The organism is Staphylococcus sp. HMSC62B09 (genome assembly GCF_001839115.1).
Classification (GTDB): domain Bacteria; phylum Bacillota; class Bacilli; order Staphylococcales; family Staphylococcaceae; genus Staphylococcus; species Staphylococcus haemolyticus.
Genome location: NZ_KV840151.1, coordinates 22,988 through 39,685, shown reverse-complemented (window position 1 = coordinate 39,685; position 16,698 = coordinate 22,988). Strand labels below are relative to the sequence as shown.

16 protein-coding genes and 1 pseudogene are annotated in these 16,698 nt (G+C 32.0%); 9 read left to right on the top strand and 8 right to left on the bottom strand.

Going from position 1 to position 16,698, the window contains the following annotated elements; genetic code table 11:
• The 6 genes from dapA to lysA all read left to right on the top strand — a co-directional run bounded on the left by dapA (position 1) and on the right by lysA (position 6,190).
• Positions 1-885 (top strand): 4-hydroxy-tetrahydrodipicolinate synthase, encoded by an 885-nt coding sequence (dapA, locus tag HMPREF3265_RS08260; RefSeq protein ID WP_070861342.1) that lies wholly within the window; start codon positions 1-3, stop codon positions 883-885.
• Positions 885-1,610: a 4-hydroxy-tetrahydrodipicolinate reductase gene (dapB, locus tag HMPREF3265_RS08255; protein WP_070861340.1), complete on the top strand. Its 726-nt coding sequence runs from the start codon at positions 885-887 to the stop codon at positions 1,608-1,610. The genes dapA and dapB overlap by 1 nt, the downstream gene beginning before the upstream one ends.
• A gap of 39 nt (positions 1,611-1,649) precedes the next feature.
• Positions 1,650-2,369: a 2,3,4,5-tetrahydropyridine-2,6-dicarboxylate N-acetyltransferase gene (dapD, locus tag HMPREF3265_RS08250; RefSeq protein WP_070861338.1), complete on the top strand. Its 720-nt coding sequence runs from the start codon at positions 1,650-1,652 to the stop codon at positions 2,367-2,369.
• A gap of 318 nt (positions 2,370-2,687) precedes the next feature.
• A complete protein-coding gene (locus tag HMPREF3265_RS08245; RefSeq protein WP_070440010.1) occupies positions 2,688-3,839 on the top strand; it encodes an amidohydrolase in 1,152 nt (383 codons plus the stop codon).
• 6 nt (positions 3,840-3,845) lie between these two features.
• Positions 3,846-4,922 (top strand): alanine racemase, encoded by a 1,077-nt coding sequence (locus HMPREF3265_RS08240; protein ID WP_070581383.1) that lies wholly within the window; start codon positions 3,846-3,848, stop codon positions 4,920-4,922.
• 2 nt (positions 4,923-4,924) lie between these two features.
• Entirely contained in the window at positions 4,925-6,190 is a 1,266-nt protein-coding gene (lysA, locus tag HMPREF3265_RS08235) for a diaminopimelate decarboxylase (protein ID WP_070581382.1), read from the top strand.
• Between the two features lie 473 nt (positions 6,191-6,663).
• On the opposite strand, the pseudogene HMPREF3265_RS08225 reads toward lysA, so the two are convergent.
• From HMPREF3265_RS08225 to msaA, 3 genes and pseudogenes are all read right to left on the bottom strand, one after another.
• A pseudogene (locus HMPREF3265_RS08225) lies at positions 6,664-7,152 on the bottom strand (IS30 family transposase); the annotation flags it as partial.
• A 250-nt stretch (positions 7,153-7,402) separates the two neighbouring features.
• Entirely contained in the window at positions 7,403-7,603 is a 201-nt protein-coding gene (gene cspA / locus HMPREF3265_RS08220; RefSeq protein ID WP_002433901.1) for a cold shock protein CspA, read from the bottom strand.
• 204 nt (positions 7,604-7,807) lie between these two features.
• The gene (msaA, locus tag HMPREF3265_RS08215) at positions 7,808-8,116 is read right to left on the bottom strand and encodes a regulatory protein MsaA (protein ID WP_037551417.1); all 309 of its coding nucleotides are present in this window, start codon (positions 8,114-8,116) and stop codon (positions 7,808-7,810) included.
• 163 nt (positions 8,117-8,279) lie between these two features.
• Here msaA and HMPREF3265_RS08210 point away from each other — a divergent pair, with 163 nt between their 5' ends.
• The 3 genes from HMPREF3265_RS08210 to HMPREF3265_RS08200 are packed head-to-tail and all read left to right on the top strand — an operon-like array spanning position 8,280 to position 10,393.
• The gene (locus HMPREF3265_RS08210; protein ID WP_037551418.1) at positions 8,280-8,549 is read left to right on the top strand and encodes an acylphosphatase; all 270 of its coding nucleotides are present in this window, start codon (positions 8,280-8,282) and stop codon (positions 8,547-8,549) included.
• Between the two features lie 21 nt (positions 8,550-8,570).
• Positions 8,571-9,197, top strand: coding sequence for a 5-bromo-4-chloroindolyl phosphate hydrolysis family protein (locus HMPREF3265_RS08205; RefSeq protein ID WP_037551419.1), 627 nt, complete (start codon positions 8,571-8,573; stop codon positions 9,195-9,197).
• 26 nt (positions 9,198-9,223) lie between these two features.
• Positions 9,224-10,393 carry a toxic anion resistance protein gene (locus HMPREF3265_RS08200; RefSeq protein WP_070861333.1) on the top strand — a complete coding sequence of 390 codons (1,170 nt, stop codon included), beginning with the start codon at positions 9,224-9,226 and terminating at the stop codon, positions 10,391-10,393.
• 76 nt (positions 10,394-10,469) lie between these two features.
• Here the strand turns inward: HMPREF3265_RS08200 and brnQ are convergent, their stop codons facing one another.
• From brnQ to HMPREF3265_RS08175, 5 genes are all read right to left on the bottom strand, one after another.
• Positions 10,470-11,813 (bottom strand): branched-chain amino acid-like transporter carrier protein BrnQ3, encoded by a 1,344-nt coding sequence (gene brnQ, locus HMPREF3265_RS08195; protein ID WP_037551423.1) that lies wholly within the window; start codon positions 11,811-11,813, stop codon positions 10,470-10,472.
• A gap of 128 nt (positions 11,814-11,941) precedes the next feature.
• Positions 11,942-13,831, bottom strand: coding sequence for a vWA domain-containing protein (locus HMPREF3265_RS08190; RefSeq protein WP_037551424.1), 1,890 nt, complete (start codon positions 13,829-13,831; stop codon positions 11,942-11,944).
• 12 nt (positions 13,832-13,843) lie between these two features.
• Positions 13,844-14,635 (bottom strand): ATP-binding protein, encoded by a 792-nt coding sequence (locus tag HMPREF3265_RS08185; RefSeq protein ID WP_037551425.1) that lies wholly within the window; start codon positions 14,633-14,635, stop codon positions 13,844-13,846.
• 150 nt (positions 14,636-14,785) lie between these two features.
• Positions 14,786-14,989: a DUF6501 family protein gene (locus HMPREF3265_RS08180; RefSeq protein ID WP_029376685.1), complete on the bottom strand. Its 204-nt coding sequence runs from the start codon at positions 14,987-14,989 to the stop codon at positions 14,786-14,788.
• A 35-nt stretch (positions 14,990-15,024) separates the two neighbouring features.
• On the bottom strand, positions 15,025-15,831 hold the full coding sequence (locus HMPREF3265_RS08175; protein ID WP_037551426.1) for a VOC family protein: 807 nt from the start codon (positions 15,829-15,831) through the stop codon (positions 15,025-15,027).
• Between the last annotated feature and the right edge of the window lie 867 nt (positions 15,832-16,698).

Sequence of the window (16,698 nt, the reverse complement as noted above, 5' to 3'; positions counted from 1 at the left end):
ATGCCACATTTATTCGAAGGTGTGGGAGTAGCACTTGCTACCCCATTCACAAATAATGAAGTTGATTATAATGCATTAGAGAGACATGTAGATTTCCTATTAAACAATGATGTAAAAGCAATTATTGTTAATGGAACTACAGCTGAGAGCCCTACTTTAACTGAAGAAGAAAAAGAACAAGTATTGGAGTCAGTTATAAAGCAAGTTAATCATCGTGTGACTATTATTGCAGGTACAGGTACGAATAATACTGCCAAATCAATTCAAGCATCTCAACGCGCTAAAGCACTTGGTGCAGATGCAATTATGTTAATTACCCCCTACTACAATAAAACAAATCAACGTGGCTTAGTTAAACACTTCGAAACGATTGCGAATGAAGTTGAATTGCCAGTTGTACTATATAATGTACCTTCTCGTACAAATATGACAATTGAACCAGAGACAGTTGAAACATTAAGTCATAACCAATATATTGTTGCAATCAAAGATGCCACAAATGACTTTGAATATTATGAAGACGTTAAAAGTCGTATCAATCAAGAAGAAGTCGCTTTATATAGTGGTAATGATGATAATGTTGTCGAATTTTATCAAAGAGGTGGCAATGGTGTTATCTCAGTTATTGCAAATGCAATTCCTAAAGAATTCCAAGCTTTATATGATGCTAAACAAAGTGGACAAGATATTTCAAACGATTTCGAACCAATTAGTAAATTATTAGATGCCCTTTCTGTAGATGTTAATCCTATTCCAATTAAAGCGTTAACAAGTCATTTAGGTTTTGGTAATTATGAATTGCGTTTACCACTTCTTCCGTTAGAAGATGCAGATGCCAAAGTCTTAATCAATGCATTTGAACAGTTTAAAGCAGGTGAACTTTAATGAAAATTTTACTTATTGGTTACGGTGCAATGAATCAAAGAGTAGCTCGCTTAGCAGAGGAAAAAGGTCATGAAATTATGGGTGTTATTGAACCTCAAAAAAATGAGACAACACCATATACACACTATGATCACATTGCTGATGCACAAAATGAAGCGGATGTAGCGATTGATTTTTCAAATCCTAATCTATTGTTACCACTTCTTGAAGAAGAGTTTCAATTACCTTTAGTTATAGCTACTACAGGTGAAAAGGAAAAATTAGTTGAAAAGTTAAATGAATTAAGCCATAACATGCCCATATTCTTTAGTGCAAATATGAGTTATGGTGTACATGCTTTAACTAAAATATTAGAAGCAGCTGTACCACTTCTTCAAGATTATGATATCGAGTTGACTGAAGCACATCATAATAAAAAAGTAGATGCTCCTAGTGGTACATTAGTAAAAATATATGATGTTATTAAAGACTTACGCCAAAATATCACACCAGTTTATGATCGACATGAACATACAGAACAACGCACTAAAGATGAAGTTGGCATTCACTCTATTCGTGGTGGGACTATTGTAGGTGAACATGATGTATTATTTGCAGGAACAGATGAAACCATTACAATCTCACATAAAGCACAGTCTAAAGATATTTTTGCAAATGGAGCAATCACTGCTGCTGAAAAATTAATAAACCAATCTAGCGGTTATTACACGTTTGACAACTTATAAGATATAAAATCTAGAAAATATTAAGGAGAGACTTAAATTATGGTACAACATTTATCAGCTGAGGAAATTATTCAATATATTAGTGACGCCAAAAAATCTACACCATTAAAAGTATATGTTAATGGTAATTTTGATGGTGTTACCTTCCCTGATTCTTTTAAAGTATTTGGTTCCGACAATTCTAAAGTAATCTTTTGTGAAGCCGATGATTGGAAACCATTCTATGAATCAAATCAAAATACAATTACTGAGTTAGAAATTGAAATGGATCGTCGTAATTCTGCAATTCCACTTAAAGACGTAACAAACACAAATGCGCGTATTGAACCAGGTGCATTTATACGTGAACAAGCTATTATTGAAGACGGTGCTGTCGTTATGATGGGCGCAACAATCAACATTGGTGCTGTAGTTGGTGAAGGAACTATGATTGATATGAATGCTACATTAGGCGGTCGTGCGACAACTGGTAAGAATGTGCATGTAGGTGCTGGCGCAGTTCTAGCTGGCGTAATTGAGCCTCCTAGTGCTTCACCAGTAGTCATAGATGATAATGTATTAATTGGTGCTAATGCAGTCATTTTAGAAGGTGTTCATGTTGGCGAAGGCGCGATTGTCGCTGCAGGTGCTATTGTTACTCAAGATGTTCCAGCTGGTGCAGTCGTAGCTGGTACCCCTGCTAAAGTGATTAAACAAACTTCGGAAGTAGAAGACTCTAAACGTGAAATTGTTTCAGCATTAAGAAAATTAAATGACTAATGATATGAGTATTTGATGAGTGGTAATGACAAAAGACTATTTTATAGCTGTATTGCATAATCACAATGGCCTTATTGAACTGAGAAGGCGCTTAACTGAGCTCTTCTCAGTTTTAGTTATTCTTATGAAGAGTGGATTTGGCATAATAAAGCGTATTTATTTAGAATTTTTACCAATAGACCCAAGCAGTGGACAAATAATCCATGCGACTCTATTTCAAAATTAAGACTATTTTAAATTAATATCACCTCATACATAAAAAGATGAAATAAGTTACAATATTAATAAGACAAATTAAGTTAATAAAGGAATGATATGATGAGTGAATTAGAGTTTGTAACTAAACATAGAAGACATTTACATCAACATCCAGAATTAAGTTTACATGAATTCGAGACGACAAAATACATTACACAGTTTTTAGACGAATTAGGAGTGTCATATGAGCGCCCTCTTGAAACTGGTGCAATAGCATACTTAAACGGTAATAGTGATCATACCATTGCATTTCGTGCGGATATCGATGCGTTACCAATTTTTGAAGAAAATGATGTCGATTATCGAAGTCAAACGGATAATGTAATGCATGCATGTGGTCACGACGGACATACAACGGCATTAATGTTATTTGTTAAACGCTGCAAAGAAATGTTCGATAAAGGAACGCTTCCACACAACGTTGTATTCATCTTCCAACCTGCCGAAGAAACTGGTGGCGGAGCGAATCGTCTAATTAAAGCAGGTGCGTTTAATAACTATCCAATAGAAGCTGTTTTTGGCATCCATGTTAATCCATTTGCCGATGAAGGACAAGTTGTTATCCGTGATGAAGAAATTACAGCAAGTGCAACTGAATATCGCTTCTTCTTAAAAGGATTATCAAGTCATGTTGCAGATAAAGAGCAAGGTCATTCCTGTGGTGAAGCCCTTCTACACGTTCTAAATCAAGTAGGACAAATACAACAGTATCATCTTAATGGCTTAAAACGAAATATTGTTCATATGGGTCATTTTGAAGCTGGAGAAGCTATTAACACTGTAGCTAGCCATGGATATTTAGAAGGAACGATTCGAACTTATGATCCAAATGATTTAAATGTAGTAAAAACACAAATGCATAAAATTGCTGAGAGTGTAAGCTTATTATTTAATGTGGATTGTGAAGTGAAATTTGAAGAAGGCTACCCACCTACTATGAACAGCCCTAAATTGCGTGCGAGTGTAGAACAAGCAATTAATGCTGCAAATCTAGAAGTTATAGATAAACCCCTACCATTTTTATTTGGTGAAGACTTTAGCTTCTATGGTCAACAGTTAGCCCCTGCCTACTTTGCATTCGTTGGTACGCGTAATGAAGACAAAGGTTATGTGACTGGACTTCATACGTCTCATCTTAATTTTGATGAGAAAGTATTAATCTATGTAGCAAATTATTATGAACAATTATTAATGCATTATGGAGAGGAGTAATTCACATTGACAGCAATATGGTCCGTCGATAAAGAAGCGTTTTTACAAAATGCTATTAAAGTTAAAAATGATAATTCAATTATGGCTGTGGTGAAGAACAACGCTTATCATTATGGTTTGGAGTTTGCTGTTACTACTTTTTTAAAAGCTAGAATTAATACATTCAGCACTACCTCTTTAAAAGAAGCCATTAAAGTACGAGAAATAGCACCTGATGCCACTATATTCTTAATGAACGCTGTTTATGATTTTGAAAAAGTAAGAAAATATCAAATACAAATGACTTTACCGTCATTAGCCTATTATTACAAATATAAGAATGATTTGAATGGTATCAAAGTGCACTTAGAATTTGAAAATTTACTTCATCGTTCAGGATTTAAAACATTAGAAGAAATTAGAGAAGTACTCAATGATCATTATATTAACTCAAATGAAGACAAAATGATTATTAGTGGATTGTGGACGCACTTTGGTTATGCAGATGAATTTGATGTGCCTGAGTATAGTATAGAACGTGAAGCATGGTTAAATATAGTCGATACCTTATTAGATGAGGGTTATCAATTTGATTTAATTCATGCGCAAAATAGTGCAAGTTACTATCGTGAAGGTCAGAAACTTTTACCCTATCATACACATGCGCGTGTAGGCATTGCATTGTATGGTTCTCGACCATATAGTGATTTAGATGAGTATAGTATTAAACAATCTCTTACTGTAAAAGGTAATGTGATACAAGTGCGTGAAGTGAATGATGGAGATAATTGTGGGTATAGTTTTGCATTTGAAGCTACAAGAGATCATACGCGATTAGCAGTTGTAGATGTAGGCTATGGAGATGGTATTCTTAAATCGAGAGCTAAACATGAAGCTTTAATTAAAGGTAAACGCTACCCTATTCGCGCATTAATGATGAGTCACATGTTTGTAGAAGTTGATGATGAAGTCCATGCACAAGATGAAGTGATATTATATAATAACGATATACGCATTGATGAATATACATTCAAAGGTGTAGGCGCTAACTCAGAACAACTTAGTGCGATGAATCATGATTCTCTCATAAAGGAGTATAGATAAAAATGGCATTAAAATATAATGAATATGGTGAATTAACTATGGCAGGTACAAGTTTAAAAACACTTGCTCAAAGTTTTGGTACCCCTACTATTGTTTATGACGAAGATGAAATTCGCAATCAAATGCGTAGATACCATAAAGCTTTTCAAAAAAGCGGTTTGAAATATAATATTTCATATGCTTCGAAAGCATTTACATGTATCCAAATGGTCAAATTAGTACAAGAAGAAGACTTACAATTAGATGTAGTTTCTGAAGGTGAATTATATACTGCATTAGAAGCAAAGTTTGACCCAAGTAAGATCCACTTTCATGGAAATAACAAAACTAAACGTGAAATACAATACGCTTTAGAAAGTGGCGTTGGTTATTTTGTTATCGATTCACTTGAGGAAATTGATTTAATCGACAGATATGCGAGCGACACTGTAAATGTAGTATTACGCGTAAATCCTGGTGTTGAAGCACATACGCATGAGTTTATTCAAACTGGCCAAGAAGATAGTAAATTCGGTTTATCAATTCGCCATGGCTTAGCGATTGAAGCGGTTAATAAAGTGAGCGACTCTAAACGTTTACATCTAAAAGGTATTCACTTCCATATTGGTTCTCAAATCGAAGGAACTGAAGCGATGATTGAAACTGCTAAGATTGTGCTTAACTGGCTTTCTGAAAATGATATCAAAGTTGAATTACTTAATCTAGGTGGAGGTTTCGGTATCAAATACGTTGAAGGAGACGTAAGCTTCCCTATTGAAGAAGGTATTGCAGAAATTACAGATGCAATCAAAGCTGAAACTGAACGTCTAAATTATGAAGTACCGGAAATTGGTATTGAACCAGGCCGTTCTATTGTTGGAGAAGCTGGAATTACTTTATACGAAGTAGGTACAATTAAAGAAATTCCTGAAGTAAACAAATATGTTTCAATTGATGGTGGCATGAGCGATCACATTAGAACTGCATTATATGGTGCCAAATATCAAGCATTATTAGTAAACCGTCATGAAGAAGCTGATGAAACAGTAACAATTGCTGGTAAATTATGTGAATCAGGTGACATCATTATTCGTGATGCGAAACTCCCTTCTTCTGTTCAACGTGGTGATTACCTAGCGATTCTTTCTACAGGAGCATATCATTACTCAATGGCTTCTAATTACAACCAAATGCAGAAACCACCTGTATTTTTCATAAAAGATGGTAAAGCACGTGAAGTTATTAAACGCCAATCATTACGTCAATTGATTATTAACGACACTAAATAAAAATTAACAATAAAAAAATAATTCTTAAGAATGTTAAAAGAGAAGTTTAAACTTAAAACCTACGTAGACTTTATAAATTTTGCTACGTAGGTTTTTAATATCTTAATAATTAATTTTATTATTAAGATATATGATTACTAATATTGTAATTTTTTAAAAATAAGTTTTGATACAAGATATATAACTACTATGTATAATAAAGTAATAACACTCATTATTAATAAATTTTTTGGAAAGCTAATATTACTATCTAATTTGATAAAATTAGATAGTAAAAGCTTAATTTTATCAATACTGTCTGTAACTTTTATGAGAATATATCTTGTAATTAAAGTAATAATAGTTACTCCAGTATTGAAATGTATAGATGCAATAAGTGAAAAAAATATTAAAATAGCATCGGTAAAAAATAAGACTATCAAATTTGTCATTAAATAATGATTATATTTAGTATCTTTTAATAATTTCGTTTGTCAAAATAAACTAGACAATTTCTCATCTTCGATGAAACTCATAAATACTTCCAATGGTGTTTTATAGCCCAGCGATTTTCTGGGACGATGATTTATATTTTGAGCAACACTAATGATAAGATCATCAGTGACTGAATTAAAGTCTAATTCTTTATCTAATCCATTGCGTCTAAGTATCCCGTTAGAATGTTCATTCAATCCACATTGCGACGGAGTGTCGGGGTCAGCAAAGAATATCGAGATATCGTATCGGTTACAGATTGTTTTCCAGTTGGAGAGCTCCTTACCACAATCGAAAGTAATCGATTTAAATATATGAGGAGGTAAAGCTGAAAACATAGAGTGAAGAGCATCTTCAATATCATCTGCCTTGCGGCTTTGAGGTCGTATAGTGATAATCATCTTAGTGATTCTTTCTACTAAGGTTATGACAGCACTCCCATGATTACGGCCAATGATAGTGTCACCTTCAAGATGACCAAATTCTTGCATAATCACTTCTCCTTTCTCCTACTTATCAGTATAATAATATATATAATAAAAAATGATATTGTATTTTGTACTATTGAATTAAAAACAAACTTTCTTTATAAAAAATGAGATTAATGAAACAAATTGATAGTTTCATTAATCTCATTTTTCGTAGAACTTTTTTCTTAAGCAATTTTAACTTAAAAATAAAAAAACACCCTACATCTTGGTAAGGTGTTACTAAAGTCAATATTTTACAATCTATTTATTATAGTTTAACAACGTTTGCAGCTTGAGGACCGCGATCGCCTTCAACTACTTCAAATTCAACTGATTGACCTTCTTCTAATGATTTGTAACCATCTTGGTTAATTGCTGAAAAGTGTACGAATACGTCGTTTTCACCTTCAACTTCGATAAAACCAAAACCTTTTTCAGCGTTAAACCATTTAACTGTACCTTGTTTCATAATTCTGAAACCTCCAAGACTAAATTCTTTCAATATGCATTATTCGCATATTACAAAAAATACATGTGACAATTATGTATTAATAACAAAACGCTATATATAACTCTTACAGATATTCTTTGCAATATGGAATAAAACCATTGCTTAATAATAATTATATGTTAGTTCTTACCAAATTGCAATACAATTATAGAAAATTATCTTTTAATTAATTTTTGGTAGATTATAATATACTTCTTTATTATTTAATACAATAAAACTATAAAATATTTGTAAATCTTCTTCACAATCTTCACAAAAGTTTAAATCGCAATTGTTATAAAACGCATGAATATTGTATTTTCCAACAACATAATTATCGTAATAATCTTTACTTTTTGAAATTATGTTAATGTAGTAGTTTAGCATTTCATCATATGAAGTAAATTGATATTGCTCTATAATTTTATCTGTCCAGTCACTAAATAACCACCATCCCTCATAGTCAGCTCTAATTTTGGCAACTGTCCACATATATATTTCCCCTTTCAATTAGCCTATAATAATTATTTTAACTATTTTATATCTGAATTAAAAATATAATGTCTCATACTTTTGTCCGATAGCCTATTTATTCCATAGTAATTATTAGTTTTTTAGTATAAAACTTCGTATAATAAGTATAAGGAGTGATACTATGAAGCAAAAGCATTTACAAGTGTTTGGGACGGTTCAAGGTGTAGGCTTTCGATATTATACACAAAGATTAGCGAATAAGTATCATATTCTAGGCACTGTCCAGAATGTAGATGATTATGTTGAAATATATGCAATAGGTAATGACGATGACATCCAACAGTTTATTAATGCTGTAACTGAGGGTGCATCACCTGCTTCACATGTTACACACTATGAGCTTGAAGATACTAATGTGAGTGAAGATTTTTCTGATTTTAAATCGATTTAAATATAAAAAGGAAGATGTAATTTGAGATATAATATTTCTCGACTTTTAGGCGTAATTGTAGGAATTCCAGTAGCTATGGTATCTTGGATGGTCAGCGTATTTAGCTTTGATCTTTCATTTATTATTGACGCTTTGGTTGGTATTGGGATGTTTTTTGTGTCCTACTTCCCTACTCAACGACTCACGTCTAGGAAGTATTTAACAGAAATTGGTCTTTCACGAAGAGACTATCATTACGTAAGCAACCATTTAAAGCAAACACAAGATAAGATACGAACAATATTAAAATCATTTGTTAATGTAAGATCTATTCAAGATTTCAGACAAATCAATGATATATATAGGATTTCAAAATCAATTCATTTTGCTGTTAAACAAAGGCCAGCAATGTTTTTTAAAGTAGAGAGTTTCTTTTATTCGCATATAGATAATGCGCTAAATTTAATAGAGTCATATACTCGATTAGCAAAAATGCCGAAAAAAACTATTGAAGAAAAACAAAAATTAGAACATACTCGTATAACTTTAGATGAAGTTAAACGTACGTTGATTGCTGATCTGAAGAGAATCAATGAAGATGATTACGAGCGTCTAGATGTTGAAATGGAAATTAACAAATTAGAACAAAAACGTCATAAAGATAACTAGAATAAAGAAATGGAGCGATTTTTTAAATGCCTCGAAATGATCAATTTAACAACTCACATCCATTAGATGATTATATAGTACAACAACAACTAAAAAACCTAGATAATAATAGCAATGTCAGTCTAGCGAATCAAAATACAGTTTTAGATGATTTTCAGCAACAATTCAGTGATAAAGAAATGCAAAAAATTGAAAGTATTAGTCAACAAATTAAACCTTTAGACAATGATGGTCTATTATCATATGGCTCACATTTGCAAGAAAATATGTCTCAATTCTCACATAAAATGCTGGATGAAGTGCAGACTAAAGATATTGGACCTGTTGGAGATTCACTTAATCAATTAATGACTAAGTTAAAAGCTGTAAATCCTGATGAGTTAAATCCAGAGAAACAATCCAAACTTAAGCGCTTTTTTAAACGTACCAAAGCTTCAATTAATGAAGTGTTTTCTAGGATGCAATCAGTAAGTTCCCAAATTGATAGAATTACAATTCAGCTTGATAAACACAAAAATAATCTATCAAAAGATATCAAATTATTAGACGGATTATATCAACAAAATAAAGATTACTTTGATGATGTTAATTTATATATCGCCGCCGCTAAAAGAAAAAAACATGAAATACAAACGAACGACATTCCGAAACTACAAGAACATGCCAATCAAACTGGTAATCAAATGGATATACAAGCCGTAGCGGATATGGAGCAATTTGTTGATCGCTTAGATAAGCGTATTTATGATTTACAATTATCTCGTCAAATTGCAATACAAACTGCACCACAAATTCGCATGATTCAAAACGTTAATCAAGCATTGGCTGAGAAAATTCAAAGTTCTATTCTTACAAGTATTCCACTTTGGAAAAATCAGATGGCAATTGCCCTTACGTTAATGAGACAGCGTAATGCAGTGTCTGCCCAACGTGCCGTAACAGATACAACCAATGATTTACTTACTCAGAATGCGGCTATGTTAAAACAAAATGCCATTGAAACTGCTACGGAAAATGAGCGTGGCATTGTAGACATTGAAACACTTAAAACAACGCAAAGTGATATTATTGAAACAATTGAACAAACACTTCAAATCCAACAAAATGGTCGTCAAAAGCGTAAAGAGGCTGAGAAAGAACTTGTTGGCTTAGAAGATGAATTAAAACAACACTTACTTTCGATGAAGAAGGAATAGCTAAAATGATTAAAGCACATCACAACTCAAAATGAGTATGATGTGCTTTTTTATTATAATTAATTCGTTTAGATAGCTATTCTTTTTGATAAACAATATGGTCTTGGTTTACGAATTTAGCAACGACATATCCAATAATAGTTGCGACTACTGCTATTGGAAACCATTCTAAAGAATATTGCTTTAACGGTAAAGCATCTATAAATGACATCTTCACCCAACCATTAGTACTTATAACACTTAATATTGAAACAATACTAATAACTGCAATTGGTACTTGCTGTGCAACTGGTTTAGTTGGAATGAATCGTGCAAGTAAAATTAGTAATACAACAGTTATTGCTATAGGATAAATAACGCTCAATACTGGTACTGACATAGAAATTACAGCATTTAAACCTAAATTTGCCAGTATGAAACTAATCAAAGTAAAGAATATTGTATAAGCTTTGTATGAAACTTTAGGGAATATTCTATTAAAATATTGACTTACAGATACAATTAAGCCACAAGCAGTTGTTAAACAAGCGAGTGCAACGATAATACCCAATAAATATTTACCGAAGATACCAAAACCATTCGCCGCCATTGTTGTTAATAAATAAGCACCAACATTTTGATCTTTAGCTGTCAGATTTTTAAGTGTCGCGCTGTCAACGTTCATATGATTGCCTATAAATCCTAATGAAACATATATAAATACAAGCGCTATGGCTGCAATTAAGCCTGACATAACTGTTTGTTTAAATATTTGATTTGCATGTTTAACCCCTGTAGCTTTTATCGCGTTAACTACTATCATTGAAAAAGCAATTGCTGCGATTGCATCCATAGTTAAATACCCTTCTGTAAAGCCTTTTGAGAAACTTCCAATAGCTGAATTGTAATCAACCTTGTTTCCATGAGATGGTGCATTACCATTATAATCAACAAATCCTTTAATAATCATTGCTAAAATTGTTATTAATAATAATGGTGTTAATAAAGATCCTATACGATCTACAATTTTACCTGGATTTATACATAGGTAAAGAACGACTAGGAAATAGATAAGAGTGAATATAAATAACACTAAATTACTATTCGTATGAGCAATTGGTGTCACAGTCATCTCAAATGAAGTCGAAGCTGTACGCGGAATTGCAAACAGAGGCCCTATTGTTAAATATATAATAATTAAAAATATTACAGAAAATTTAGGTGATATTTTATTTAATGAACCAACATAGCCTTGCTTATCTAATGCGCCAACGATAACGCCTAACAATGGTAAGCCGATTCCTGTTAAACAAAATGCGATAACTGCTGGCCAAAAGAAATGACCACTATCTTGGCCTAAATTTGGTGGGAAAATAAGATTACCTGCGCCAAAAAACATAGCGAATAATGTAAATCCTACTATCCAAGTATTCTTATTCATAGAATTGCTCCTTTTTATGTGTATGTTTGCAATATTAAACATTCTAGCATAAAAAGGATTTACAAGTCTATGTGATTTCAGAAAATTTGAAAAGTTGATAAATATTTAAAATAGAAATCATATATCTATTAAAATGATTTTAGAAGTAATTTTTTTAGTAATGGCGATAAATGACTCGGCAAGTTTTCTACACCTTCTACAAATAATGCGTATTGACCATAAATGTTATGAATGGTTTGTTCAATATCTTCTGTTATAACATCTTGACTCAAAAACACATTAAATACTTCAATACCATATTTGCGGGCCATTTCTACACCTTCATAAGTGTCTAAAATACCATCTTGTGCATAATTGTAGGCTGAAGGCTCACCATCGGAAAATACTATCAAGAAACGTTGATTATGACTTCTTCTTAGCAAGCGTTCGCTAGCAATACGTATAGCTACGCCATCACGGTTATCATCTTGTGGGTGTAAAGACATGATTCGAGGGCCACTTTTTTCCATGGTTGAATAATCATAATGAACAATTTCATCAATGATGTTAGGCTGTTTACGATCATCAGAATCAAATGCATCTTCATTGAACGCAAGTATTTCATGTTTAACATTTAATGCTTTCAATGTTTCGTGGAAAAGAACAACCCCTTTGATTGTCTCTTCCATCTTATCGAACATACTTGCAGATGCATCAATTAATAAAGTAAAAGTGGCATCAAACGTTTTACTTAAATCTTGTTTTTTATAAAATAATTTATATTGATCATCGATAAACCAATTTGTTAAATCTCTTTGCAAACGACCTTTAGTAAGGTTATGTCGCTCATCAACATGTTCGCGATCAATAGTTTTCTTGATAATTTGAATTAAATCCTTAGTTTCAAATTGAACATCGTTTTTAACATTTTGATACTCTAATAAGTAATCCGGTTCGATATCGGGAACATTCCATTTAACTTCTACATTTTCATTAATCCCTTTAAGTGCGAATGATGCATTCTCTCCTATAGAGCCACCTTCATCATTATTTAATGTATTGTCAGAACCGCGACCCTTTTTGGTCATCATGTCTGTCATATCGTCTGTAGAATCACCTTCACGAGCAGTATCATTATCACTTATTACCTCACTATTCTCGCCCTCATGAAGTTCCATTTCAAGGTAAGCACCGCCTTCTGATTTACTATCTTGGGCATTCGTTTCAGCTTCAGCAGTCTCAGAGTCAGTATCCTCAGAGGTATTGTCTTTTCCATCTACATTACTCGCATCTGTACGTTTTAACTCATCAAACGTCATTTCATGGATTGCCTCATATACACGACGAGGGAGATGATAATATTCATTTAACATATCTTTGGTTAACATATCATCAATTTGGAACATGATACGTTGAGCTAAGTACATATTATCTTCTGATGTTTCATTTTGGAAAAAGTTAGGCAGATATTGAAACATAGAATTCAAAATATCGTCTAATTGTGAATGCATCATTGGAATATCAAAGAAATTCTGACTAAGAAATGCTTTTTCTAAATATAAAAATAGTAAATCAGTATACACAGTTTTAGTTTTATAGAATTTAATTTGAGATTCAGTATAAGACAATCTCGTTTGTAAACGTAAATCTATTAATTTAGAAGTACTTGGGCGTTCATTACGAATATGATTAAACACGCGCATATCTTCTAGTAATCTAAAAATTTGCTGATAAAACTTAGGGTGTTCAAACTCATTATCATGTAATACTTCATTCACAATAGATTCATCCATCATTTGATACCCATAGGCTGCGAGCATCACGTCAGTTTTAAGTCCGGCTTTCTCTATATGCTCGGGACGGTGCGACCAGAACCAACTTGTGATCAATATGTTATTAATTGGATCATAGTAAGGGAATTTTTGAATTTTAACTTGTGTTTGCTCATTTTTAAGAAGTAAGCGCGCTAAGTCCTGTAGCATCATAACTTGCTTAGCATCTAATTGCTCATCATTAAATTTGATAAAACGATCGCTCATAATAATCCCTCTCTAAAAGTTTAATTCAATCGCATTTTTTATTGCTTGTTGTTCACGCTCATCTTCTAATTTATCGATAATTGTGCGTTGAATAGCACGCTCAATTGGCATTACAGTAATTAAGTCACTTAAATCTATTAATGCTCTGATACTAGCTGCTTCTTCAGAAATTTGTCCTTGTTTAGACATTGTACGTAAATCTTCATTGAATTTGATAATTTGTTCAATAATAGCATCATCTTGAAGTTGACTTTGTTGCTTAATAACGTCTTTTAATATTTCACCGTCTATATAATCTACTTGAATAACAACAAAACGGTTTTTCAAAGCTTCGTTCATAGGAAGTGTACCTACATAGCCTTCATTAATTGCGGCAATAACGTTGAATCCTGGCGCCGCTTTTATCACTTCTCCAGTGAATGGGTTTGTAAGTTGACGACGATAATCTAGAACACCATTTAGTATTGGTAAGGTTTCAGGTTTGGCCATATTTATTTCATCAATATAAAGGATATGTCCTTCACGCATTGCTTTAATTACAGGACCATCTATAAAAACAATTTCTTGTTGACCTTGTTCGTTTGTTTTAATTGTCTTAAAACCAAGTAGACTTTCAGCGTCTAAATCTACTGAACAGTTAACTTGATGCATTGGTGTATTAACAGCTGCACTAAGTGTTTCCGCTAATTTGGTTTTACCAGAACCTGTTGGCCCTTTAAGTAATATATTTTTATTTAAATTAAATAATGCTTTAGCATCGTTAAATACGGATTCATCTGAATTAATATATTGATTCTTAATCATTTTTGTAGTTTACTCTCCTTCTTTAAAATGAAAAATAGACTAAGAAGTTGCATTGAAAAAGTAATGTTGAGTATATTTCAACGGTTACATCACTTTTTCAAAATAACCCCCAAGTCTTGATTAAATCATGAACATGCTTAATTATTGATACTAAACTTCTTTAAAGTACGTTTTATAATAACCACCGACTAAACCAGAATTATCAATAATTTGATAGTATTCCTCAGTTTCATTAATAACATCATATTGCTTTCCAACAGTTAACATATCAGAAACTGTAAATTTCTTAGCATCTGTATTAATTACTTCAACTTTTTTAATAGGTGTACGTGTTTTCCATGTTTCATGTAACATTGCCATAAATTTCATGCCTCCATATAATTATTGTTTTACTTTTCTAATGTATAAATAAATGAGATGCCACTATTCTCAGTAATACGTAGTGATTGAGCATCGCCTTGATTTAATGTCTGATAAGGAATGCCAATGTCATCTAATTCCTTTTGTGCATTGTTGAATGCTTCAACTGAATTTGCACTAAATTCAATTTGCTCAACGATGCCTTCTTCTTTTAATTCAATAGGTTCATTAGGCTGATATAAATGAAGTTCACCACCTAAACCACCTTCGCCAATTTGAAATACTTGTATCACTTGGTCAGGAAACTCTGTTGATTCGTACTCAGCATAATGAGTTAAGTTAAATACATTCTTTAGGATAGATGCTGTAACTGGCAATTCATTAACTTTAATAATGATAGGACCAAGTCCCTGAATTTGGTGTAGCGGATTTACTGTACTATCAAAAGTGGGTGTGCCTAGTCCGACGCCCGTATTATGTTCATTCGAATAAATATCAAAAATTTGATGGTTGCTATCTTCGAAATTAAAATGCTTATTACCGTTTAACTCAGTAATTTCACTTGCTTGAATTTGATTATCTTTAAAAATCGTTTGATACTCATCCAATCCTGAATCTGTCGGCGTTCTCAAACCAACACTAGCGATATGTTGATTTTCATATTCAGAATTTGGCACTTCAACAAAATGTATTCGTGTACCTGGACTTAAATCTGCATCACCAAAACGTAAAGCTTGATTTTTAGATGCTACATTTAGTCCTAAAATATCTTTAAATAGTTTATTTGTTTTAGAAAGATCACTTGTCCCTAATGTGACACTTCTAAGTCCACTCATGCATGACACCCCTAATATTTGTCTTTTCTTAATTATTATAACGCATTTTAAATATGATTTATATCATGAACTATATAATGGACCGTTAATTTAATGAGTTCAAAAAATACATACGAAGAGAAATATAAATTTGATAAAATTCGTATAATGAATATAAATACAAATTTATAATAAATATTAACAAGTCCTCCCCTACCCTTATTCTATAAGGTAGGGGGGTGATTTTAAATATGCCTTTTAACTAATGATTTAATTTTATATAATTAAAAATAGTTCGTTTTTAGTCAATTAGTAATGACTATACTTATAATATAATAGTTGGATTATTTAAGAGATGTAATAATTATTATAAGAATTATCTATTCCATAATTAGTCAATAATATAAACGCTAATTACTTAAATACTTTATTTGCTGTTCTCTAAAAATCACAATCTGAATTTTCTATACAAATGTCTTATGAACTTTTATAAATGAGTGTTATTTATTTTCGGCCAAGTAATATATCTTCTAACTCTTCATCAGAGACTTATATGGCAATTTTAGATAAATCAGCTTCTTTTGTGATTGATTTATATATTCCAAGTAACTTATCCATTTCTTGTTTCTCTTTTCCATTTTTCCTTAATTATTCGTGCACTTGGCATTTTGTGAACTATAACTCTTAATTTTATTTGTTCTTCATTATAACACCTCGATTTATTTTAAGGGCATTGAATATAGTCTTAGCACTGCTTATATAATATTAATTGAATATCATCTTTGGTTTTTTTATGTATTTAATATAACTTACACATAGGCGCATTACCTTTCTTTTTTATTTTGTTTGGTAGCTAATAATTATAGAGGTAATTGCGCCATTTTTGTA

Coding starts and splice junctions, on each gene's coding strand:
- dapA (WP_070861342.1), top strand. CDS start 1: ATGCCACATTTATTCGAAGGTGTGGGAGTAGCACTTGCTACCCCATTC.
- dapB (WP_070861340.1), top strand. CDS start 885: ATGAAAATTTTACTTATTGGTTACGGTGCAATGAATCAAAGAGTAGCT.
- dapD (WP_070861338.1), top strand. CDS start 1,650: ATGGTACAACATTTATCAGCTGAGGAAATTATTCAATATATTAGTGAC.
- HMPREF3265_RS08245 (WP_070440010.1), top strand. CDS start 2,688: ATGAGTGAATTAGAGTTTGTAACTAAACATAGAAGACATTTACATCAA.
- lysA (WP_070581382.1), top strand. CDS start 4,925: ATGGCATTAAAATATAATGAATATGGTGAATTAACTATGGCAGGTACA.
- cspA (WP_002433901.1), bottom strand. CDS start 7,603: ATGAAACAAGGTACAGTTAAATGGTTTAACGCTGAAAAAGGTTTTGGT.
- msaA (WP_037551417.1), bottom strand. CDS start 8,116: ATGTGGACAGTTGCCAAAATTAGAGCTGACTATGAGGGATGGTGGTTA.
- HMPREF3265_RS08210 (WP_037551418.1), top strand. CDS start 8,280: ATGAAGCAAAAGCATTTACAAGTGTTTGGGACGGTTCAAGGTGTAGGC.
- HMPREF3265_RS08200 (WP_070861333.1), top strand. CDS start 9,224: ATGCCTCGAAATGATCAATTTAACAACTCACATCCATTAGATGATTAT.
- brnQ (WP_037551423.1), bottom strand. CDS start 11,813: ATGAATAAGAATACTTGGATAGTAGGATTTACATTATTCGCTATGTTT.
- HMPREF3265_RS08190 (WP_037551424.1), bottom strand. CDS start 13,831: ATGAGCGATCGTTTTATCAAATTTAATGATGAGCAATTAGATGCTAAG.
- HMPREF3265_RS08185 (WP_037551425.1), bottom strand. CDS start 14,635: ATGATTAAGAATCAATATATTAATTCAGATGAATCCGTATTTAACGAT.
- HMPREF3265_RS08180 (WP_029376685.1), bottom strand. CDS start 14,989: ATGTTACATGAAACATGGAAAACACGTACACCTATTAAAAAAGTTGAA.
- HMPREF3265_RS08175 (WP_037551426.1), bottom strand. CDS start 15,831: ATGAGTGGACTTAGAAGTGTCACATTAGGGACAAGTGATCTTTCTAAA.